The 22,009-nt window shown below is 66.7% G+C and carries 20 protein-coding genes; 18 read left to right on the top strand and 2 right to left on the bottom strand.

Annotated features, from left to right (window positions below; genetic code table 11):
* The 8 genes from AC3WMU_RS27305 (at window position 1) to AC3WMU_RS27270 (ending at window position 8,427) form a co-directional block, all read left to right on the top strand.
* Window positions 1-888 (top strand): ABC transporter permease, encoded by an 888-nt coding sequence (locus AC3WMU_RS27305; RefSeq protein ID WP_492283245.1) that lies wholly within the window; start codon window positions 1-3, stop codon window positions 886-888.
* Window positions 889-914: 26 nt separating this feature from the next.
* Window positions 915-1,709, top strand: a complete 795-nt coding sequence (locus tag AC3WMU_RS27300; protein ID WP_006227733.1) for an ABC transporter permease — start codon at window positions 915-917, stop codon at window positions 1,707-1,709.
* A gap of 37 nt (window positions 1,710-1,746) precedes the next feature.
* Window positions 1,747-2,088, top strand: coding sequence for a (2Fe-2S)-binding protein (locus tag AC3WMU_RS27295; RefSeq protein ID WP_088589872.1), 342 nt, complete (start codon window positions 1,747-1,749; stop codon window positions 2,086-2,088).
* Complete coding sequence (locus AC3WMU_RS27290) at window positions 2,085-3,470, top strand: FAD/NAD(P)-dependent oxidoreductase (protein ID WP_424624743.1); 1,386 nt, start codon at window positions 2,085-2,087, stop codon at window positions 3,468-3,470. The genes AC3WMU_RS27295 and AC3WMU_RS27290 overlap by 4 nt, the downstream gene beginning before the upstream one ends.
* Window positions 3,467-4,639 carry an NAD(P)/FAD-dependent oxidoreductase gene (locus AC3WMU_RS27285; protein WP_492283244.1) on the top strand — a complete coding sequence of 391 codons (1,173 nt, stop codon included), beginning with the start codon at window positions 3,467-3,469 and terminating at the stop codon, window positions 4,637-4,639. Before AC3WMU_RS27290 ends, AC3WMU_RS27285 begins: the two co-directional genes overlap by 4 nt.
* Window positions 4,636-5,706, top strand: a complete 1,071-nt coding sequence (locus AC3WMU_RS27280) for an ABC transporter substrate-binding protein (RefSeq protein WP_035214210.1) — start codon at window positions 4,636-4,638, stop codon at window positions 5,704-5,706. The genes AC3WMU_RS27285 and AC3WMU_RS27280 overlap by 4 nt, the downstream gene beginning before the upstream one ends.
* Before the next feature lie 96 nt (window positions 5,707-5,802).
* A complete protein-coding gene (locus AC3WMU_RS27275; protein WP_006227738.1) occupies window positions 5,803-6,738 on the top strand; it encodes a 2-hydroxyacid dehydrogenase in 936 nt (311 codons plus the stop codon).
* 855 nt (window positions 6,739-7,593) lie between these two features.
* Complete coding sequence (locus AC3WMU_RS27270; RefSeq protein WP_492283243.1) at window positions 7,594-8,427, top strand: AraC family transcriptional regulator; 834 nt, start codon at window positions 7,594-7,596, stop codon at window positions 8,425-8,427.
* A gap of 9 nt (window positions 8,428-8,436) precedes the next feature.
* On the opposite strand, the gene AC3WMU_RS27265 is transcribed toward AC3WMU_RS27270, so the two are convergent.
* Window positions 8,437-9,318: a LysR family transcriptional regulator gene (locus tag AC3WMU_RS27265; protein ID WP_006227740.1), complete on the bottom strand. Its 882-nt coding sequence runs from the start codon at window positions 9,316-9,318 to the stop codon at window positions 8,437-8,439.
* A 174-nt stretch (window positions 9,319-9,492) separates the two neighbouring features.
* On the opposite strand from AC3WMU_RS27265, the gene AC3WMU_RS27260 reads away from it, so the two are divergent.
* From AC3WMU_RS27260 to AC3WMU_RS27250, 3 genes are all read left to right on the top strand, one after another.
* On the top strand, window positions 9,493-10,473 hold the full coding sequence (locus AC3WMU_RS27260) for a Bug family tripartite tricarboxylate transporter substrate binding protein (protein WP_424624746.1): 981 nt from the start codon (window positions 9,493-9,495) through the stop codon (window positions 10,471-10,473).
* Window positions 10,474-10,612: 139 nt separating this feature from the next.
* Window positions 10,613-12,667 carry a hydantoinase/oxoprolinase family protein gene (locus AC3WMU_RS27255; RefSeq protein WP_492283242.1) on the top strand — a complete coding sequence of 685 codons (2,055 nt, stop codon included), beginning with the start codon at window positions 10,613-10,615 and terminating at the stop codon, window positions 12,665-12,667.
* A complete protein-coding gene (locus AC3WMU_RS27250) occupies window positions 12,664-14,385 on the top strand; it encodes a hydantoinase B/oxoprolinase family protein (protein WP_492283241.1) in 1,722 nt (573 codons plus the stop codon). The genes AC3WMU_RS27255 and AC3WMU_RS27250 overlap by 4 nt, the downstream gene beginning before the upstream one ends.
* On the opposite strand, the gene AC3WMU_RS27245 is transcribed toward AC3WMU_RS27250, so the two are convergent.
* On the bottom strand, window positions 14,372-15,175 hold the full coding sequence (locus AC3WMU_RS27245; protein WP_006227744.1) for a GntR family transcriptional regulator: 804 nt from the start codon (window positions 15,173-15,175) through the stop codon (window positions 14,372-14,374). The two genes, AC3WMU_RS27250 and AC3WMU_RS27245, sit on opposite strands and share 14 nt — an antisense overlap.
* Window positions 15,176-15,306: 131 nt before the next feature.
* Between AC3WMU_RS27245 and AC3WMU_RS27240 the strand changes: the two genes are divergently transcribed.
* Genes AC3WMU_RS27240 through AC3WMU_RS27210 form a run of 7 tightly spaced genes read left to right on the top strand, consistent with a single transcriptional unit; the run spans window position 15,307 to window position 22,008 of the window.
* Window positions 15,307-16,338, top strand: coding sequence for an ABC transporter substrate-binding protein (locus AC3WMU_RS27240; protein ID WP_006227745.1), 1,032 nt, complete (start codon window positions 15,307-15,309; stop codon window positions 16,336-16,338).
* Between the two features lie 55 nt (window positions 16,339-16,393).
* Window positions 16,394-17,455, top strand: coding sequence for an ABC transporter ATP-binding protein (locus AC3WMU_RS27235; RefSeq protein WP_424624749.1), 1,062 nt, complete (start codon window positions 16,394-16,396; stop codon window positions 17,453-17,455).
* The gene (locus tag AC3WMU_RS27230; protein WP_088589861.1) at window positions 17,452-18,318 is read left to right on the top strand and encodes an ABC transporter permease; all 867 of its coding nucleotides are present in this window, start codon (window positions 17,452-17,454) and stop codon (window positions 18,316-18,318) included. The genes AC3WMU_RS27235 and AC3WMU_RS27230 overlap by 4 nt, the downstream gene beginning before the upstream one ends.
* Window position 18,319: 1 nt before the next feature.
* Window positions 18,320-19,120, top strand: a complete 801-nt coding sequence (locus tag AC3WMU_RS27225) for an ABC transporter permease (RefSeq protein WP_006227748.1) — start codon at window positions 18,320-18,322, stop codon at window positions 19,118-19,120.
* Entirely contained in the window at window positions 19,120-20,277 is a 1,158-nt protein-coding gene (locus AC3WMU_RS27220; protein ID WP_424624750.1) for an NAD(P)/FAD-dependent oxidoreductase, read from the top strand. Before AC3WMU_RS27225 ends, AC3WMU_RS27220 begins: the two co-directional genes overlap by 1 nt.
* Window positions 20,261-20,569, top strand: a complete 309-nt coding sequence (locus AC3WMU_RS27215; RefSeq protein WP_006227750.1) for a (2Fe-2S)-binding protein — start codon at window positions 20,261-20,263, stop codon at window positions 20,567-20,569. Before AC3WMU_RS27220 ends, AC3WMU_RS27215 begins: the two co-directional genes overlap by 17 nt.
* On the top strand, window positions 20,566-22,008 hold the full coding sequence (locus AC3WMU_RS27210; protein ID WP_492283240.1) for an FAD/NAD(P)-dependent oxidoreductase: 1,443 nt from the start codon (window positions 20,566-20,568) through the stop codon (window positions 22,006-22,008). The genes AC3WMU_RS27215 and AC3WMU_RS27210 overlap by 4 nt, the downstream gene beginning before the upstream one ends.
* Window position 22,009: the final 1 nt, after the last annotated feature.

Below are 22,009 nucleotides of genomic sequence, written 5' to 3'. Positions count from 1 at the left end.
ATGGCGACGCTGACGCAACCGGGCGCCGCCACCGGGCCCAAGCCGCGCAATGAAGGGCTGCTTGCCATCCTGGGCTCCATCCCGCTGGCCATCGTCTTTTTGACGCTGGTGCTGACGCCGCTGGCGCTGACCTTCGTGCTGTCTTTCCGCCCGTTCGATTATGGCGCGGGCGTCCTGCCCGGCCTGACCATCGAACACTATCTGGCGGTCGTCACCGACAGCTATTTCCTGGAAATCTTCTGGCGCACGTTCTGGATCGCGGGCGTCACCACGCTGATCTGCGTGCTGATCGGCGCACCCGAGGCCTACATCCTGTCGCGCATGGGCAAGCCCTGGCGTTCGATCTTCCTGCTGGTCGTGCTGTCACCGCTATTGATTTCGCTGGTGGTGCGCGCCTTCGGCTGGAGCATGCTGCTGGGTCCGAGCGGGGCCATCGGCCGCGCGGCCGCCGCGTTGGGGATGGGGCCGCTGCTGTACACGCCCACCGCCGTCATCATCGGCCTGGTGCACGTCATGTTGCCCTTCATGGTCATCCCCATCTGGACGTCCCTGCAGAAGCTGGACCCCACGGTGGAACACGCCGCGCTGTCGCTGAACGCGTCGCGCTTCCAGACGCTGACGCGCATCGTGCTGCCGCAGGCGATGCCGGGCATCCTGTCGGGCAGCCTGATCGTGTTCGGCCTGTCGGCAAGCTCATTCGCGATTCCCGCGTTGCTGGGCGGACGCCGCCTGAAGATGGTGGCAACCGTCGTGTACGACGAATTCCTGACCGAGCTGAACTGGCCGCTGGGCGCGGCCATCGCGATCGTGCTGCTGGTGGTGAACGTGATCATCATGATGGCGTACAACCGCGTCGTGGAACGCTCCTACCGCCGCAGCCTGGGCTAGGGCCCGTCAACACGGAAAGCATCGACATGCAGAAGAACGGTCCTATCGCGCTGGCGTTCAATTTCCTGGTGGTGGCGTTCGTGCTGGCGCCGCTGGTCATCGTGTGCCTCGTGGCGTTCACGCCGGACACGACGCTCACGGTGCCGACCACGAGCTTTTCACTGCGCTGGTTCCGCGCCGTGTTCGACCACCCCAATTTCATGCAGGCCTTCCAGAACAGCCTGTGGCTGGCGTTCCTGTCGGCCACCATCGCGGTGTGCCTGGCGGTGCCCGCGGCGATTGCCATCACGCGCTACCGCTTTCCCGGGCGCGACGTGCTGAACGGCCTGTTCCTGTCGCCGCTGATGATCCCGCATCTGGTGCTGGGCGTGGCTTTGCTGCGCTTTTTCGCGCTGATGGGCATGGCAGGCAGCTTCCCGTGGCTGGTGGCCGCGCACGTCGTGGTCATCACGCCGTACGTCATGCGGCTCGTGATCGGCGCGCTGGTCGGCTTTGACCGGTCCATCGAACACGCCGCGCTGTCGCTGGGGGCCAGCCGCGCCACGGTGTTCTTCCAGGTGACGCTGCCGCTGATCATTCCGGGCGTGTCGGGCGGCTGGTTGCTGGCCTTCATCAACAGTTTCGATGAACTGACGATGTCGGTGTTCATTACCGCGCCGTCGACCATCACGCTGCCCGTGCGCATGTACATGTACGCCACCGAATCCATCGACCCGATGATGGCGGCCGTATCCGCGCTGGTCATCGGGCTGACCGCGGTCACCATGCTGCTGCTGGACCGCGTGTATGGCCTGGACCGTGTGCTGGTGGGGCAGAAATGAAGCGTCCGCTTACGGCGAAGAGAGAGGCGCCGGCATCATGGCAATACTGAAACGCCTGGCCGAAACGGCCCGGCCCCCCGTTCCGTTCACGCTGGACGGCCAGGCCTGTACGGCCCTGGCCGGTGACACGGTGCTGACCGCCGTGCTGACGCAAGCCGACCGCGTACGCCATTCGGAATTTGGCGGCGCCCCACGCGCGGGCTTTTGCATGATGGGCGCCTGCCAGGACTGCTGGATGCAGCTGGAAGACGGGTCGCGCGTGCGCGCGTGTTCCACGTTGATCGAGCCGGGCATGCGCCTGCAGACCACGCCGCTCGCGCCCGCTGCGGCGCCCGGCACGCTGGCCGCCGCGGCGTGGCCCGAGGACGACGCGCCATGAGCATGGTGATGCCCGTTATCGTCGGCGCCGGACCGGCAGGCGTGCGCGCGGCCGAAGCGCTGGTGGCGCAGGGCCTGCGGCCCGTGGTCCTGGATGAAGCGCCGCGCGCAGGCGGCCAGATCTACCGACAGCCGCCCCAGGGATTCCAACGCTCCAAGCAGGAACTGTACGGTTTCGAGCACCGCAAGGCCGACGCCGTCCACCGCGCCATGGCCGCCTTGCTGCCGCAGGTGGACTACCGCCCCGGCAGCCTGGTGTGGAACGTGGACGGCAAGACGCTGGACGTCCTGCAGGACGGGGTCAGCACGGCAGTACCGTACACGCACCTGATCCTGGCCACGGGCGCCACCGACCGCGTGCTGCCCTTTCCCGGTTGGCTGACCCCAGGCGTCTACACCCTGGGCGGATCGCAGGTGGCCTTGAAGTACCAGGGCTGCGCCATCGGCGCGCGCGTCGTCTTCCTGGGCACGGGCCCTTTGCTGTATCTGGTGGCGTATCAGTATGCCAAGGCCGGTGCGCAGGTGGCGGCGGTGCTGGACACGTCGCGCGCGGCCGACCGCCGTGCCGCCGTGCCGGGCATGCTGCGTGCACCCGGCCTGCTGGCCAAGGGGCTGTATTACATGGCGTGGCTGCGCGCGCATGGCGTGCCGTTGCGTAGCGGCGTGCGGCCGGTAGCGGTGCAAGGCAAGGAACGCGTGACGGGGCTGACCTATCGCCAGGGCGCACGCACGCACACGGTCGAATGCGATGCCCTGGCCTACGGGCTGGCATTGCGTTCCGAAACCCAGTTGGCCAGCCTTGCCGGCTGCGAATTCGAATTCAACACGCGTGACCGGAACTGGACACCGCGCCGCGACGCCGCCGGCCGCAGCAGCGTGCCGGGCGTGTACGTGGCGGGCGACGGCGCCGCGATCGCCGGGGCGGATGCCGCGGAACTGGCGGGCGAACGCGCTGCGCTGGCGCTGCTGGAAGATATCGATCACCCGCATGATGCGCAGCGCGCCCGCGGTCTGGAGGCGCAGCTGGCTGCCAACAGCCGCCTGCGCACGGCGCTGGAGCGCGCGTTCCCCTTTCCCGAAGATTGGGCCCAAGGCATTGCCGACGACACCGTCGTTTGCCGCTGCGAGGAAGTCACGGCCGGCACGTTGCGCCAGGCCGTCAACGACACGGCCGCGCAGGAACTGAACCGCTTGAAGGCGCTGACGCGCGTGGGCATGGGACGCTGCCAGGGCCGCATGTGCGGCGCGGCCGCGGCCGAGGTGCTGGCCCATGCTTGCGGGCGTTCACCTGCCGAGGTCGGGCGCCTGCGCAACCAGCCGCCCGTCAAGCCCGTGCCGGTACGCGTCGTGTGCCTGGAACGCCGGGAAAAGGTGCCGTCATGACGCAGCGTATCGATACCGAAGTCGCCATCATCGGCGGGGGCATCGTCGGCGGCAGCGCGGCGCTGTTCCTGCGCCGCCAAGGCGTGCCCGTCGTGCTGCTGGAAGCCGGGCTGTGCGGCGCACGCGCCAGCGGCGTGAACTACGGCGGTGTGCGCCGCCAGGGCCGCGGGATCGAGCAGATGCCGCTGACGCAGCGCGCGCACGAACTCTGGGGCCAGTTGCCGGCGTTGATCGGCATCGACGGCGAGTACGTGCGTTCGGGCCATTTGAAGCTGGCGGCGTCGGAGGCCGACATGGCATTGCTGGAGGCCTACCGCGAACGCACGCGGGGCTTTGGCATGCATCTGGAAATGCTGGACCGCCGCGCCCTGGCGCGCCGCTTCGGCTGGCTGGGCGAGCATGTTGCGGGCGGGTCGTTCTGCCCCGACGACGGTCATGCGAATCCGCGTCTGGTGTCGCCCGCCTTCGGGCGCGCGGCCGGGGCCCTGGGCGCGGACGTGCGCGAGGGCGTACGCGTAGCGTCCGCGGAACATGATGGCGCGCGCTTCATCCTGCGCACGGACGACGGGCTGGAAGTGCGGTCGCGCTTCTTGCTCAATTGCGCGGGGGCGTGGGCCGGACGCTTTGCCGAAGGCTTCGGCGAGCCCGTGCCCGAAACCTCCATTCATCCGCTGATGATGGTCACCGAACCGTTGCCGGTGTTCATGAGCGTCAGCCTGGGCATACAGGGCGGCGGCATCTATGCGCGCCAGGTGGCGCGCGGCAACTGCATCATCGGCGGGGGCCGCGGCGTGTCGTCCGATCCCGATTTCGCGCGGCCGGGCCGTGCCGGGCTGGGCACGCTGATGGCCAACGCCACGAAGCTGCTGCCCGTGTTGCGCGGTGCGCAAGTCATCCGGTTCTGGACGGGCGTGGAGGGAAACATGCCCGACCACAACCCGGTGCTGGGGCCGAGCGCCACCGTGCCCGGCCTGTTCCACGCCTTCGGGCTGTCGGGGGCGGGTTTCCAGATCGGCCCCGCCGTGGGCGAAGTGCTGTCCGAACTGGTCGTGCGCGGCCAGTCCTCCATTTCTATCGATGCCTTCCGCATTGAACGGTACACGGCCGCCGCTCACGGCGCCGCGGGCCGGCCTGAGAGTGTTCGTGAGCAAACGCTGGAGTCACCATGATGGATAAGAAACAGGGCGCATCGCGCCTGAGCAAGGGGAAGTGGCTGCTGGGCGCGGCGATGATGACGTTGCTGTCCGCGGGCGCCATGGCGCAGCAGAAGACGCTGTACGTCGGCATGAACGGCGGCGACATGGAGCGCGCCTTCACGCAGTACGTGTTCCCGGATTTCGAGAAAGCCAACAACGTGAAGATCGTCGTGGTGCCGGGCACTTCGACGGACGTGCTGGCGAAAGCGCAGGCCTACAAGGACAAGCCGCAGATGCACGTCATGTTCCTGGATGACGGCATCATGGCGCGCGCGATCTCGATGGGCCTGTGCGAACAGCTGAACGACGATCCCGTGCTGAAAGAGCTGTACCCCACCGCCGTGATGAAGGATCGCATGGCGGCCGGCATCGACATCGGCATGACGGGCCTGGGCTACAACACCAAGATGTTCGCCGACCGCGGCTGGGCGCCGCCCACGTCGTGGATGGACCTGGCTGACCCGAAGTACAAGGGCAAGGTCGTGTTCCAGTCCGCCTCCGGCAGCACCTTCGGCCTGCACGGCTTCCTGATGTTCAACCGCATCCAGGGCGGCGACGACAAGAACTACGAGCCGGGCTTCAAGAAGTGGCCCGAGACCATCGGCCCCAACGTGCTGGAATACATCCCCAATTCGGCCAAGCTGGCCGAGATGATCCAGTCCAACGAGGCCGCCATCTTCCCGCTGACGCCCACGGCGATCGCCCGCTTGAAGAAGCGCGACATCCCGGTGGAATACGCGCAGCCCAAGGAAGGCTCGGTGATCCTGATGGTGGGCGAATGCGTCATCGCCAAGAACAGCGAGCCCGAACTGTCGCAGAAACTGGCGCTGTACCTGTTGTCGGCCAGCGCCCAGGCGAAGGCGCTGGAAATGGGCGGGCACTTCCCGTCCAACAAGAACGTCCAGGCGCAGGCGGATAACGCCGACGCGCTCAAGCGCTTCCAGGGCTATATGGAAAATGCCAAGATCCTGGACTGGGATCAGATCAACACGACTCGGCCCGCATTCAACGCGCGCTGGAACCGGACTGTCGAACGTTGATAAGATCTTGCGGCGCGCCGCCTGTGGATAAACCGCAGGTGCGCACCGCGCACAGCCTGGGCGCCTGGCGCGCCCGCAGACAGGGGAAAGATCCGCATGCGGCTCATCATCAATTCCGGCGGCCCATCCGCGATCGACGCGTGGCGCGAGCAGTTCCGCGCGTTCGCACCCGACCTGGACGTGGTGGGCTGGCATGAAGACATCGACCCCGCCACCGTCGACTACGCGCTGGTCTGGGCCCCCGACGCCGGCCGTCTGGCCACCTTCACCCACCTGAAACTCATCATCAGCGCCGGCGCCGGCGTCGACCATATCCTGGCCGACCCGCACCTGCCGCGCCACCTGTCCATCGCCCGCATGGTCACGGCCCGCACCCGCACGGAAATGGCCGAGTTCGTGCTGACCTCCGCGCTGATGCTGACGCGCGACATCAAGCGGGTTGTGGACAACCAGGCGCGCCGCCACTGGGAGCTGTTCGACTCCCTGCGCGTTGCCGCCGACATGCGCGTGGGCATCATGGGCCTGGGCCACCTGGGCGTCGCCGCCGCCCAACTCCTGACCCGCGTCGGCTTCCCCGTCACCGGCTGGTCACGCGGCGCCAGCACGCTGGAAGGCCTGCCCTCCTACGCCGGCCAGGAGCAGTTCGGCGAATTCCTGGCAGGCACCGACCTCCTCGTCTGCCTGCTGCCCGCCACGGACGCCACCAAGGGCATCCTCAACACCGCCACGCTATCGCAATTGCCCCGCGGCGCCAGCCTGATCAACGCCGGCCGCGGATCGCACATGGTCACCCAAGACGTCATCGACGCCCTGGACAGCGGCCAACTGCAGCAAGCCGTGCTCGACGTCTTCGAACAAGAGCCGCTGGCCGAAGACTCCCCGCTGTGGACCCACCCGGGCATCATCATCACGCCGCATTGCGCCGCGATCCCCGATCGCAAGGAACGTGCGAGACACACGGCATTGCTGATCGAGGCCAACGAGCGCGGCGAAGCATTGCCGAACATCTACGACCCGCAGCGCGGGTATTGATTGTGCGGCGGATGTTGATCCCGCAAGCATGATGGGTTACGCGCGTTCCGCATCGTCGCAGTAACCCGACCGGAACGCGCTCCACCCATCCTACGGGTGAACGGATCGACCGAGCAACGATTCGACGCAGCGGCGGGTCGACGGATCGACGTAACGATGGGGCAACGGATCGACGCAACGACGGGTCGACGGATCAACGCAGCGACGAGTCAACGGATCAACCCAGCGACGAATCAACGATTCAACGGTCCAACAACTCAACGACCCAGGACACCCAACGGCCTTCGAGGGCACGTACCCGCATCCCTCCGACGCAAGACACCGCGTAAGCCCCAAAAGGCCGCCCGGGCGGCCGGCCTGGGGCGGGCCCCGCAAGATCCTCCACCATCCCCCGTTCGTGGTGAGAACCCCAAGCAAGAAATCCGTCCCAGCTGACGCGAGATTGCCATTGACGGAGCCTGGTGTGGTGGCTGCCGGCGGGGCGCGGGGAGTCGATCAGCCCGAGGGAATCTGAAGGCAGTTGCCGCAGGCAACAACGAAGATGACGACGGGGCAGTCCGGAGCGGAGGCTCCGGACCGCAATCGTTGACCCGCGCCCCGCCGGCAGCCACCACGCCAGGCGTCACAAGAACACACCCCTTTCCGAGACCACTCCCCAGGCGTCACAAGAACACACCCCTTTCCGAGACCACTCCCCAGGCGTCACAAGAACACACCCCTCCCCGACCCCACCACACCCCACCAGACGTCAAAAGAACCCCAAGTCACGCACCAAAACAACTACAACAATTCCTCCAAGAAAAACCGCAAAATCTGCAAACCCCCCAAAGCTACATTGCCCTCCAAGGAGCAAGCATGAAGCCCGAAACCCGAACCCTCTACTCTCAACGCCTCGACCCCGTCCTGCGCTGGCTGGCCTCTCACCCGGACGCCGACCCTGACCTGCACCGTCTGGCTGACCTGGCCTGCCTGTCCCCCTATCACTTCCATCGCGTTTACCGCGCCATGATGGGGGAAACCGTCAATGCCACCGTTCAGCGCATCCGCATGCATCGCGCCGCGGTTGCGCTGGCGGGGTCGCAGGCACCGTTGAGGGACGTTGCGCAACGCGCCGGCTACGAATCCGACGCTGCGTTCAACCGGGCGTTCGGCGCCGTCTTCGGCATTCCGCCGGGCCGGTATCGGGCGGCGCGCTCCCAACCCTTCGACTCCCAGGAGCTTGCCATGTACCCCGTTGCCATCGAACACTTCCCCGGCGTCACGCTGGCCGCGCTGCCGCACCGCGGCAGCTATCAAGAAATTGGTACCGTCTTCAGCCGCGCCTTCATGCTGGCCATCGGCCGGGGCATCGCCAACCCGGCGACCGTCGGCTTCGGCGTGTACTTCGACGACCCCGAACAAGTGCCGGAAAGCCAGCTGCGTTCGTTGGCCGGCATGCCGGTCGCACCCGATGCGGAATTGGGCAGTGAGCTGGAACGCTTCGAGATCCCGGCCGGCCGCTGCGCGATGCTTACCTACACCGGCCCCTACAACGAAATGGGCAAGCCCTATAACTGGCTGTTCTCGGAATGGCTGCCCGCCAGCGGCATGGTGCCGGCCGACTTCCCCATGTTCGAGCAATACATGAACGACCCCCGTACCACCCCGCCCGCGCAATTGCAGACGCGCATCTGCCTGCCGCTGAAATAGGCGCCGCGCCTACCCCAGCACGCCGGCCAGGTACTGCCTGAGCCAGGCGTGCGCGGGATCGTCCTGATAGCGCTCGTGCCAGTACAGCGACACGGCGATCGGCGGCAGTGTCAGCGGTACCTTCAACGTGACGATGCGTGCCGCGCCCGTCATCGCACGCGCGATGCTGACCGGCATCGTCGCGATCAGGTCCGAACCTTCCACGATGAACGGGCAGACCAGATAGCTGGACAACGTCGCCACGATCTTGCGGCTGCGGTTCTGTCCCATCAGGATGCGGTCTATCGCGGTGCTGAAATAGCGCGTGTGCGCCGCCAGGTCCAGGTGGCCATAGCGCAGATAGGCATCCAGGTTCCAACGCTTTCTCAGGCACGGATGCCCTTCGCGCACGATGCAGACCGCCGGCTCCTGGTACAGGAAACGCGTGCGCAGATCCGGGGCCGGATCCGGAAAATAGCCTGCGATCAATTCCACGTGATTCGTGTCCAGCATGCTCAGGCCGTGCTGCGGGCGCGCCGGCACGATCTGCAACTGGAAATGCGGCGCGTCCACCGCCAGCCGCGGGATCAGCTTGGGCAACAGCGTGAACTGCACATAGTCCGTGGCATAGAACGTCAGCGTGCGCGACGAGTGCGCCGGGTCGAAGGCCTCGCGGGTGCGCGTGGCCCGGTGCCAGCTTTCCAGGAACGGCTTGAAATTCTGATGCAGCTCCATCGCCCGCAACGTGGGCTGCCACGCGCCGCCCTCGCGCACCAGCAAGGGGTCGCCGAACAGCTGGCGCAGCCGGTTCATCGCCGCGCTCATCGCCGGCTGGCTGATGTTCAGTTGCTCGGCCGCCCGTGACACGTTGCGGCACGCCATCAGGGCATCGAAATGCAGAAGCAGATTCAAGTCCGGATTCTTCACGGCCGCGCACCTATAAATGGCAGTTATACAAATATAAACCTGTAGGGCTGCTGTCATTGAACCGGCAGGCCTAGCATGGCCTTGTTGTTGCAGCGAACCAAGGCCGGACACGCATGATCCGGCCACAAGGAAGTTCTATCAACAAGGGGAAACCAAGCCATGAACCAAGGGCTGATACGCAGTTGCTGTCGCATTGCCGCCGGGGTCGCGTTGTTTGCGGCAGCCGGATCGGCCAGCGCCGCCTGGCCGGATAAAGTGATTCGCATCGTGGTGCCGTTCGCGGCCGGCGGGTCCACCGACCTGATCGCGCGCAAGGTGGCCGAAGGACTGGCCCAGCGCCTGTCCGCCAACGTCATCGTCGAAAACCGACCCGGCGCAGGCGGCACCGTGGGCACCGAGTACGTCGCCCGGCAGCCGGCCGACGGCTACACCATCCTGATGGGCTCGGTCAGCACGCACGGCAGCGCGCCGTGCGTGTATTCCAAGCTGCCTTACGACGCGGTGAAGGACTTCACGCCGCTGACCGTGGTGGCCACGATTCCCAACGTGATGTCGGTCAACCAGTCGGTGCCCGCCAACACCTTGCCGGAGTTCGTGGCGCTGTTGAAGAAGGACCCCGAGAAGTACTCCTTCGCGTCCAATGGCCAGGGCACGTCCAACCACCTTGCGGCCGAACTCTTCAAGACCACCGCCGGCGTGTCCATGGTGCACGTGCCCTACCGCGGTTCGGGCCCGGCGCTGATCGATCTGGTCGGCGGCCAGATCAACATGATGGTGGACGTGGTGATGACGTCCTACCCCTACATCAAGGACGGCAAGATCAAGGCGCTGGCGGTGACCTCGCCGCAGCGTTCGCCGATGTTGCCCGATGTGCCGACCGTGGCGGAATCCGGCTATCCGGGCTACGAGGCCATGGTGTGGTTCGGCATGCTGGCGCCAGCCGGCCTGCCCGAACCGCTGCGCGCAAAGCTTACCGACGGCCTGGTGCAGACCCTGCACGCGCCCGCCATGAAGACTTATCTGGAGCAGCAAGGCGCCCAGGTCTCGGACGTGGCGGGACCGGCTTTCGGCACGATGATCAAGGACGAAATCAGCAAGTGGTGCCAGGTGGTGAAGAAGGCCGATATTCGCCTGGACTGACCCTTCCCGACCCGTTTGCGCCGCCGGTAGTCAACACGCGCCGGGGCATCAGACCCGCCGGCACGCGCGGCGGTCGGGACTTCTGTTGCCGCGCGGTTTGTCCGGGTGGCATGGCAAGACTCTTTTTGGAATGAACGATATGTATCGCATAGGGATAGACGTCGGAGGCACGTTTACCGATTTCACGATGATCGACGAGGACGCTGGCGTGGTGCACTTTCACAAGGTGCCGTCCACGCCGCACGATCCCTCGGAAGCCATCGCCACGGGCATCGGGCAGATGCTCGCCGACCACGGCGTGCCGCCGTCGCAGGTGTCGCACGTGGGGCACGGCACGACGGTTGCCACCAACCTCATCATCGAACGCAAGGGCGCACGCGTCGGGCTGATCACCACGCGTGGCTTTCGCGACGTGCTGGAGATCGGCCGTCAGACCCGGCCGCATCTGTACGACTACAGCGTGGGCAAGCCGCCCGTGGCCGTGCCGCGCGAATTCCGCATCGAAGTCGACGAGCGGGTCAATGCGGCGGGCGAAGTGCTGACGCCACTGGACGCTGCGCAGGTGCTGGCGGCGGCGCGCCAGTTCGCTGCGGCCGGCATCGAGGCCGTGACGATCTGCTTCCTGCATGCATACCGCAATCCTGAACACGAGCGCCGCGCTGCGCAGATCGTGGCCGACGCCATGCCTGGCGTCTACATCAGCCAGTCATCCGACGTGCTGCCAGAATTCCGCGAATACGAGCGCCTGTCCACCACGGTGCTCAACGCCGCGGTGGGACCGAAGATGGCGCGTTATCTGGAACGCTTCCTGCAGCGGGTGCGCGACCTGGACATCGGCCACGAACCGCACACCATCCACTCCAACGGCGGCCTGATGTCGATCGCCACGGTGCGCCAGTATCCGGTACGGACCTGCCTGTCCGGGCCGGCGGCGGGCGTGGTGGGCGCGGCCGCCGTGGGGCGCGCCATCGGCAGCCTGAACCTGGTTACCTTCGACGTGGGCGGCACCAGCACGGACGTGTCGCTGGTGTGTGATGGCCGCCCGCTGTTCACCTCGCATCGCCACGTGGCGGGCTATCCCGTGAAGACGCCGATGGTGGACATCCATGTGATCGGCGCGGGCGGCGGCAGCATTGCGTGGCTGGACGATGCCGGCGCGCTGAAAGTGGGCCCGCACAGCGCGGGCGCGGTTCCCGGACCGGTGGGCTATGGCCGCGGCGGCCAGGAGCCAACCATCACCGACGCCGAGATCGCCTTGCAGCGGCTGAACCCGGTGGCGCTGCTGAACGGCCGCATGCCGGTGCACGCGGAGGCGGCGCGGCAGGTGATCGAGCAGCGCGTGGCCAAGCCGCTGGGCCTGGATCTGGAATCCGCGGCCGAAGGAATATTGCGCATCGCGGCGGCGAACATGAGTCGCGCGATTCGTGCGGTGTCCACCGAGCGCGGCTACGACCTGTCGAACTTCGCGCTGTATGCCTACGGCGGCGCAGGGCCCTTGCACGCGGTGGAAGTCGCGGAGGAATGCGGCATCCCGATCGTGATCGTGCCGCAGGAACCGGGCACCATGTGCGCGCGCGGCATCCTGCTTAGCGACATCTCGTTCGACTTCGTGCGTAGCGAGATCTCGCTGGCGGGCGAAGACACGTGGCCCGCGATCGCGGCCATCTTCGAGGGGCTGCGCGCGCAGGCCGAAAGCTGGTTGGCCGAGGAGCGCGTGGACCCCGCGCTGCGCGTGTGCCATAGCGCCATTGACGCGCGTTACGAGGGCCAGAACTTTGAAGTGCAGGTCAGCCTGGACGACACGGGCGCCGGCGGCCACGCGGAATTCGCGCGCCGCTTCGCCGACGCGCACGAACGCGAATACGGCTACACAGTGGATGACCGCAAGGTGCAGATCATCAACTGCCGCATGCAGGCCGTGGGCCAGGTGGTGAAGGCGCCGCTTTCGCCGCGCCATATCGGCGGCGCGCTGGAAGACGCCCGGCTGGGCCAGCGCAAGGCCTACTTCGGTCCGGTGCACGGCTGGCGGGAGACGCCCGTGTACGACCGCGACCGCGTGCCCACCGGCGCGCGCTTCACCGGCCCTGCCCTGCTTGAGGAAATGAGTTCCACGACCGTTGTCGGCGTCGGCCAGCACGCAAGCGTGGACGACTACGGCAACCTGATCATCCGTTTGCAAGGAGGCGACGCATGACTACGCCCGATCATTCCGGCTCCAGCATCGCGCTGGCCGACCCCATCGGCATGGAGGTGTTCTGCAACCGCCTGCTGTCCATCACCGAGGACATGAACAACACGCTGGTGCGCGCCTCGTTCTCGACCAACATCAAAGAGCGCAAGGACTGCTCGGTGGCCTTGTTCGACGCGGCCGGCCGGCTGGTGGCGCAGGGCACGCAGATCCCGCTGCATCTGGGTTCGCTGGACGGCGCGATGGGCGCGATCCTGCGCACGTTCAAGACCGATGACATCCGCGACGGCGACGTCTTCATCTGCAACGACCCCTATCTGGCCGACGGCAGCCATCTGCCGGACATCAACATCGTCACGCCCGTGTTCTGGGAAGGCGTGCTGCGCTTTTTCGCGGCCAATATCGCGCACCATTCCGACGTGGGCGGCGCGGTGCCGGGATCAATCGCGGGCGGGCTGAAATCCATTTTCGAGGAAGGCATCCGCATTCCTGCGTGCCGCATCGCCCGCCACGGCGAAACGGACGAGGACATGCTGCGCCTGATCTGCGCCAACACGCGCGACCCTGAGGAGCGCGTGCTGGACCTGCGCGTGCAGATGGCCACCAACCGCCGCGGCGCGGCGGCCGTGCAAGGCCTGATCCGGCAGATGGGGCTGGAGGCCGTGCTGCGCTCGGTGGACGACGTGATCGCCTACACGCGCCGCCGCCTGCTCAACCGCATCGCGGAACTGCAGCAAGGCAGCTACACCTTCCGCAGCGATCTGGACGACGACGGCATGGGCGGCGAGCCGGTGCCGATACAGGTGACGCTGACCGTGCGCCACGACAACCTGCATTTCGATTTTGACGGTTCGGGCAAGCAGGCGCGCGGCGCGATGAACCTGCCGTTCAATGCCCTGCGCGCTTGCGTGTATTACGCCGTCAAAGCCATGCTGGATCCGGACCTGGCGCCCAACGCCGGGCTGTTCGACCCCATCACCGTGTCGGCACCGATAGGCACCATCACCAACCCGGAACATCCGGCGGCGGTGGGGGCGCGATCCATCACGGCGCAGAAGGTGGCCGGCGCGATCTTCGGCGCGTTCCGCGGTTTGCTGCCGCCGGAAAAGACCATGGCGTCCAGCAACGATTGCTGCCCCGCCATCGTGTTTTCGGGACGCTGGCGCGAACGCGCCGGGCATTTCGTGTACCTGGAAACGCTGGGCGGCGGCGCGGGCGCGCGATTCGATGCCGACGGTATGGACGCGGTGCATGTGCACATGACCAACACGTCCAACCTTCCCGTCGAAGCGCTGGAGAACGAGTATCCGCTGCTGATGGACGAGTACGCGATGATTCCGGATTCTGGCGGCGTGGGGCGCACGCGCGGCGGGCTGGCGATTGCGAAACAGATCCGCGCGGTGGGACCGGGCATCGTGTTTTCGGCGCGGTCGGACAGCCACACGGTGGGGGTGGCGGCGGGCGTGGATGGCGGTGGCGACGGACGCCGTGCGCGGCTCATCCGCAACTTCGGCACCCCGCAGGCGGAAGAACTGTTTTCCAAGACGGCCAATATCGCCCTGGCGCCAGGCGACAGCGTGCGCATCGAAACGCCGGGTGGTGGCGGGTATGGCGCGCCCGCCGAGCGGAGCGGGGCACGCATCGAGCGGGACCTGGCGGACGGCAAGGTCAGCGCGGAGGCCGCGCTTGCCGCCTACGGTTTCGCGCCCGCTACCCCACGTTGAGCGTCATCGAATACTTCATCTTGTCGTGGGGGAAGGTGGTGATGGTGGCCAGCAGCAGCAGGCCGCCGTCGCCGTAGTAGCGGCGGGTGATGACGAAGCCCGCCGTCTTGGGTTCGACCTTGAGCTGCTTGGCGATCGTGGCGTTGATGGGCGTGGCCGAGAACTCCTGGTTGACCTCGGTAATGCGGTCGCCGAAGTGGTCTTCGATCAGGCGCAGCAGCGAGATACGCGACTTGACCTCGACGCGCACGTCCGAGTGTTCGGGGTCGGCGTAGATCAGCGTGCTGGCCGCGGCGGTGTCCTGGTCGTCCAGGGTCTTGATGGAGTTGATATGCAGCCAGGATTTGTCGGCCGCGCAGCCCAGCGCTTCCGCCAGCCGCTTGGGCAGCTTGATGGTGCGCACGTCCTGCACCAGCAGCGCCGCATTGCGCGCGTATTGAAGGAGATCGGGGAATTGCGAGATGCGCTGCGTGAACCGGGTGCTGGCGCGGGCGGTTTCGACGCGGGTGCCGACGCCGGGCCGGCGCGAGACCATGCCGGCCACCGTCAGCATGCGGATGGCTTCGCGGATGGTGTGGCGGCTGGCGTTGAACTGGTCGCAGAGCTCGTGCTCGGTGGGCAGCAGCGTCATGACGGGGTAGCGGCCCGTGCTGATGTCCTGAGAAAGCGTTTGAAAGATGCTCTTGTAACGAGGGCCGCCCGCGTCGGCGTCCGGCGCCTGCGATTCCGGTTTGCCGCGTGCTTGCCGTGCTCCGCCAGGGCCGGCCGCGCGCTCGGAAGATCGGGTCATGGGGAGGGCTCCTTGCATTGTTATATGGGGTTTGTACGGACAATAACCGATTGACAACGATGTCTAGTCGGATCCATTATTTGTCCGGACATTCATGTACGGACAAAGTGTACCAACAATCGGGGGTTCTCATGGGCAAGGTACTTGCAGTGCTGGCGGCGGCCACGGTGGCCGCCGGGCTCAGCGCCAACGTGGCGGCGCAGCAGAAGTTGGTGGTGGCCGGTTACGGCGGATCATTCGAAGACATCATGCGCAAGGACATCTTTCCGCCGTTTGCCAAGCAGCACGGCGTGGAGCTGGACTATGTGGCCGGTAATTCCACCAACACGGTGGCGCGGCTGCAGGCGCAGAAAAGCAACCAGCAGATCGACGTGGCCATCATCGACGACGGCCCCATGTACCAGGCCATCGCGCTGGGATTCTGCGAGCCCATCAAGGGCCTGCCCGCCGACGACATCTACGGCACTGCCCGCTACAAGGACGACAAGGCCGTCGCCATCGGTATCGTGGCTACCGGCATCATGTACAACAAGAAGGTCTTCGACGAAAAGAAGTGGGCGCCGCCCACGTCGTGGAAGGACTTGAAGGACCCCAAGTACAAGAAGCAGCTGGTCATCCCGCCGCTGAACAATACCTACGGCCTGCACGCGCTGGTGGAATACGCCCGCGAAGGTGGCGGCAGCGAAAAGAAGATCGACGCCGGCTTCACCACGTTCAAGAACGAGGTCGGCCCCAACGTGCTGGTCTACGAACCGTCTCCCGGCAAGATGACCGAACTGTTCTCCAGCGGCCAGGCCGTGATCTCGGTGTGGGGAAGCGGCCGCGCCAAGTCGTTTGCCGACACCGGCTTCCCGGTGGGCTTCGTCTATCCGCAGGAAGGCGCCTACGCCCTGCTGTCGTCCGTCTGCCCGGTCGCCAAGTCGGCCACCAACCCCCTGGCCCAGGCCTTCGTGCAGTACCTGGTCACGCCCGAGGTGCAGGAAAAGCTGGCGTCGGCCTACGGCTACGGCCCCGTCAACAAGAAGGCCAAGGTGGAAGACGACCCCCGCGTGCCGCTGCCGATCGGCAAGCGCGCCGCTGACCTGATCGTGATCGATTGGGACACGGTCAACCAGAACCGCGACGACTGGAACAAGCGCTGGACGCGGGAAATCGAGCGCTGACGCGCAGCCGGCAGTGAATACGGGGCGGCGCCGCGCGCCGCCCACGGGAGCTTTCATGACCTATCTAGTGTTGGACCGCCTCTCCAAACGCTACGGCGACACGACCGCCGTCGAAGCGCTGAGCCTGTCGGTGAACCGGGGCGAGTTCATTTCCTTGCTGGGGCCGTCGGGCTGCGGCAAGACGACCACCCTGCAGATGATCGCGGGTTTTGTCGAACCCTCCGGCGGCAGCATCGTGCTGGATGGCCGCGACGTCAGCCGCGTGCCGGCGAACAAGCGCGGCCTGGGCCTGGTGTTCCAGAACTACGCGCTGTTCCCGCACATGACCGCCGCCGAGAACGTGTCGTTCGGCCTGGAGATGCAGCGGGTGAAGAAAGATGAACGCGAGTCGCGCGTGGCTGACGCGCTGAAGCTGGTGGGCCTGTCGCATCTGGCGGACCGCCATCCGGCGCGCATGTCCGGTGGGCAGCAGCAGCGCGTGGCGCTGGCGCGCGCGCTGGTCATCCGGCCCAGCGTGCTGTTGCTGGACGAACCGCTGTCCAACCTGGATGCCAAGCTGCGCGAGGAAATGCAGCTGGAACTGCGCAGCATCCAGCGCACGATCGGCACCACCACCATTCTGGTGACGCACGACCAGTCCGAAGCGCTGGCGCTGTCGGACCGCATCGTGGTGATGAACCAGGGCCGCGTGGAACAGGTGGCAGACCCCTTCCAGGCGTATGAAGGGCCGGCCAGCCATTTCGTGGGCGGCTTCCTGGGCAAAGCCAATGTGTTCACGCCGCTGTCCGAGCAGTACGGCGACGAGACGCGCGCCCGCGTGGGCGAGGCGCATATTCCGATGGCCGGCGCGCCGGTGCCGCAGGGCGCGGTGATCGTGCGGCCCGAGAAGATCCTGTTTTCCGAACCTGCCGCCTGTGCGCTGCCCGGCCGCATGAAGACGCGCGTGTTCCAGGGCAACCATTGGTTGTGCCAGGTAGAGACGTCGGTGGGCGAAGTGATGGTGATCCGGCAGAACGACGGCGTGCCGGTGCCTGCAGAAGGCGAGACCGTGCACCTGCGCTGGCGTGCGCAGGACATGTGCACGGTGGCGTCCGCGCCGCAAGGCCGCCCGTCATGAGCGCGCGCGCCAACCCCTGGGTGCTGAGCGCGCCGGCGCTGGTGGTGTATGCCACCTTCCTGGTGGTGCCGATGGCGCTGGTGTTCCTGATCAGCTTCTTCGACTTCCAGTTCTACGGCGGCATGCAGGCCACGTTCACGTGGAAGAACTACATCGAGATTCTGACCGACGGCTACTACTACGAGATCTACGCGCGCACCTTCGGCGTGGCCGCTGCCGTCACGCTGGCCTGCCTGGTGCTGGGCACGGCCGAGGCCTACGTGCTGTCGCGCATGGCCAACCCGTGGAAGGGGCTGTTCCTGATGGTGGTGCTGGGGCCGCTCTTGATTTCGGTGGTGGTGCGCACCCTGGGCTGGGCGCTGCTGTTCGGTTCCACCGGCCTGATCAACAAGGCCTTGATGGGTATCGGGCTGATCTCGACGCCCGTGGACCTGATGTACAGCAACCTGGGCGTGGCCATTGCGCTGACGCACGTGCTGGTGCCGTTCATGGTGATCTCGGTGTGGGCGTCGCTGCAGCGGATCAACCCGGCGACGGAAGCGGCCGCGTTGTCCTTGGGTGCGACCCAGTTCACCGTGATCCGCCGCGTCATCGTGCCGCAGGTCATGCCGGGCATCCTGTCGGGCGCAATCATGGTGTTCGCGATGGCGGCAAGCTCCTTTGCTACGCCGGCCATCATTGGCGGGCGCCGGTTGAAGAACGTGGCCACGGCTGCCTACGACGAATTCCTGAACACGCTGAACTGGCCGTTGGGCGCGGCGTTGGCGGTGGTGCTGCTGTTGGCGACGGTGGTTGTGCTGCTATCGGCCAATCGGATCATCGAGCGCAGGTACGGCGCCGTCTTCAACCAGTCGGGAGCCTGAGATGCAATTTCGAAACGGCCCCATCGGCCTGATCTTCCATGCGGTATTCATCCTGTTCATCCTGGCGCCCATCGTCATGGTGTGCGCGGTGGCGTTCACCTCCGAGGGCTTCATCTCGCTGCCCACGGGCGGGCTGTCACTGCGCTGGTTCCGCGCCATCCTGGACAACCCGCGCTTTATCGAGGCGTTCTGGTTCAGCTTGGGGTTGGGCACCTTGTCGGCCACGCTGGCGATCGCACTGGCGGTGCCCAGCGCGCTGGCGCTGGCCCGCAATCGCTTCCGTGGCCGTGAGGCGCTGGTGGCCTTCTTCCTGTCGCCGCTGATGATCCCGCACGTGGTGCTGGGCCTGGCCTTTCTGAAGTTCTTCACGACGGTAGACCTGGCAGGTACCTACGTGGGCCTCGTGATCGCGCACGTCATCCTGGTCATGCCGTATGCACTGCGCCTGGTGCTGGCGTCGGCCACCGGCATCGACCCGGCGCTGGAGCGTGCGGCGCAGTCGCTGGGCGCCTCGAACTGGACGGCCTTTCGCCGCGTGGTGCTGCCCTTGCTGCTGCCCGGGGTGGTCAGCGGCTGGGTCATCGCCTTCATCACCAGTTTCGATGAGCTGACGATGTCGATCTTCATCGCATCGCCCTCCACGACCACGCTGCCGGTACGCATCTTCCTGCATATCGAAGACACCATCGACCCGCTGGTGACCGCCGTGTCGGCCGTGCTGATCTATGTCACGATCATCGCCATATTCATCCTGGACCGCGTGGTCGGCCTGGAAAAGCTGTTTGTAGGAAAGGGACGCTAATGACGGACGAGAAAGAACTGGCGCCCCGCGCGCCCGTGCATCGCGGCATCTATGACGCCGCGGTGATCGGCGGCGGGCTGGTGGGCTCCGCGATCGCCTACGGCTTGCGGCGCGAGCTGGAGCATGTGGCGGTGCTGGACGAAGGCGATGTGGCGTATCGCGCGTCGCGCGGCAACTTCGGACTGGTGTGGGTGCAGAGCAAGGGCATGGGCCTGCCGCGCTACGGCGTGTGGACGATGACGTCGGCCTCGGGCTGGCCGCGGCTTGCCGCGCAGCTGCTGGAGGAAACCGGCGTGGACGTGCATCTGGAGCAGCGCGGCGGCCTGCATGCGCTCTTGAGCGATGAAGAGATGGAGGCCCGCGCCAAGTTCATGCAGACCCTGCTGGCGCAGCCCGGCATGGCGCAATACGACTGGAAGCTGCTGGACCGCGCGGAAGTCGCGGACCTGGTGCCCGGCATCGGCCCCGAGGTGCGGGGCGCGACGTGGACGCCGGTGGATGGCATCGCCAATCCGCTGAAGCTGCTGCGCGCGCTGCACATGAGTTTTGCACAGCGGGTTGTGGATTACCTGCCGCGCCGTCCGGCGCGCAGCATCAAGCAGCGCGACGGCGTGTTCGATATCGACACGCCTGCCGGCACCGTGCGTGCGCGCAAGGTCGTGCTGGCCTCGGGCCTGTCGAACAAGGACCTGGGCGCGCAGGTGGGCCTGGATGTGCCGGTGCGCCCGCAGCGCGGCCAGATCGTGGTGCTGGAACGCACGCGCCGCATGCTGGAGACACCGCTGTCCACCCTACGCCAAACCGACGAGGGTACGTGGCTGATCGGTGATTCGCAAGAGGAAGCGGGCTATGTGGACAACCTGGTGGGCCTGCCGATCCTGGGCACGCTGGCCGATCGCGCCGTGCGCACCCTGCCCGCCTTGCGGGACGTCCGCGTGGTGCGTAGTTGGGCGGCGCTGCGCGTGATGTCCAAGGACGGCTTCCCGATCTATCAGCAATCCGAAACGTGCCCCGGCGCCTTCGTCGCCACCTGTCACAGCGGCGTGACGCTGGCCGCCGCGCACGCCCTCAATCTGGCGCCCATGATCGTGGCCGGCAAGCTTGCCGACGACATGGCGCCCTTCTCGACCCGGAGGTTCCATGTTCAAGAGGCTTGACGAGGCGCAGCGCCAGACGCAAGGCGCGCCGGTGCGCGTGACGGTCAACGGGGCCGAACTGCAATGCCGGCAGGGTGACAGCGTGGCGGCGGCTCTCTTCGCCGGTGGCGTGTCGGCCTGTCGCGATACGGCCGTGAACGAGGTGCCGCGCGGGCCCTATTGCATGATGGGCGTGTGCTACGACTGCCTGGTCACCATCGACGGGCAGGCGAACCAGCAGGGCTGCATGACGGCCGTGCGCGAAGGCATGAAGATCGAGCGCCAGCTGGGCGCGCGCAAGGTGCAGGCATGATCGATACGACGCAATGCGATTTGCTGGTGGTGGGTGCAGGCCCGGCCGGACTGGCGGCGGCGACGCTGGCCGCCGGCCTGGGGGTGGACACGGTGCTGCTGGATGAACAGCCGGCGCCGGGCGGACAGATCTATCGGGCCATCACCACCACGCCCGTGACCGACCGCAGCATCCTGGGCGAAGACTATTGGCATGGGGCGTCGCTGGTCGCGCCCTTCCAGCAGTCCGGCGCGCGCTATGTGCCGGGCGCCACTGTCTGGGCCGTGGCGGAACATACGGCCCCGCATCCGGAGAAAGGCTTCGAGGTGGCGTATTCGGTGGCGGGCGAGGCGCGCATCGTGCACGCGCGCCGGCTGCTGCTGGCCACGGGCGCCCAGGAGCGTCCCTTCCCCATCCCGGGCTGGACGCTGCCCGGCGTCATTACGGCGGGCGCGGCGCAGATCCTGCTGAAATCCGCGGGCGTGGTGCCGGCCGACCGCACTGTGCTGGCCGGCAGCGGCCCGCTGCTGTATCTGGTGGCCTGGCAATACCTGAACGCCGGCGTGAAGATCGACGCGCTGCTGGAAACCACGCCGCCCGGACGCATGGGCCACGCACTGTCCAAGGTCTGGGGTTTCCTGCGGTCGCCCTATCTGGGTAAAGGGCTGAAGCTGCTGCGCGCCGTCAAGGCCGCCGTGCCCATCGTCAAGGGCGTGACGTCGCTGGAAGCGCTGGGCGAAGACAAGCTGCATAGCGTGCGCTACACCGCCGGCGGGGTCACGAAGACGCTGCCTGCCGATCAGCTGATGCTGCACCAGGGCGTGGTACCCAACGTGAACCTCTCGCGCGCGGTGGGCGTGGAACACCGCTGGAACGACGCGCTGGACTGTTGGGAGCCGCAGGTCGACGAATGGGGGCTGACCTCGGTCGACGGCATCGGCATGGCGGGCGATGGCGCCGGCATCGCGGGCGCATTGGCGGCCGAGCACCGCGGGCGTCTGGCCGCGTTGCAGGCGGCGCATCTGCTGGGCCGCATCGATGCCCGTAAACGCGACAGCGAGGCCGTGGCGCCGCGCGACGCGTTGGCCCGTGCCGTGAGGGGCCGCGAGTTCTTCGATGCGCTCTACAAGGCGCCTGACGCCTTCCGGCGCCCCGTCGGTGACACCATCGTCTGCCGCTGCGAGGAAGTCACGGCCGCGCAGGTGCGCGAGACCGTCAAGCTGGGCTGCAGCGGGCCGAACCAGATGAAGGCTTTCCTGCGTTGCGGCATGGGGCCCTGCCAGGGCCGCTTCTGCGGGCTGACCGTGGCCGAGATCATCGCTGAAGAGCGCGGCGTGCCGACGCAGGAGGTGGGCTATTACCGGCTGCGCTTCCCGACCAAGCCGCTGACCTTGGGAGAGCTTGCGTCGCTGCCGCAGACCGACGATTCCCGTCAAGCCGTCGTCCGACTGAAAAAGTGAC

The organism is Achromobacter sp. FW305-C-13 (assembly GCF_058783475.1).
This window is presented reverse-complemented; position numbering and strand designations above follow the sequence as displayed.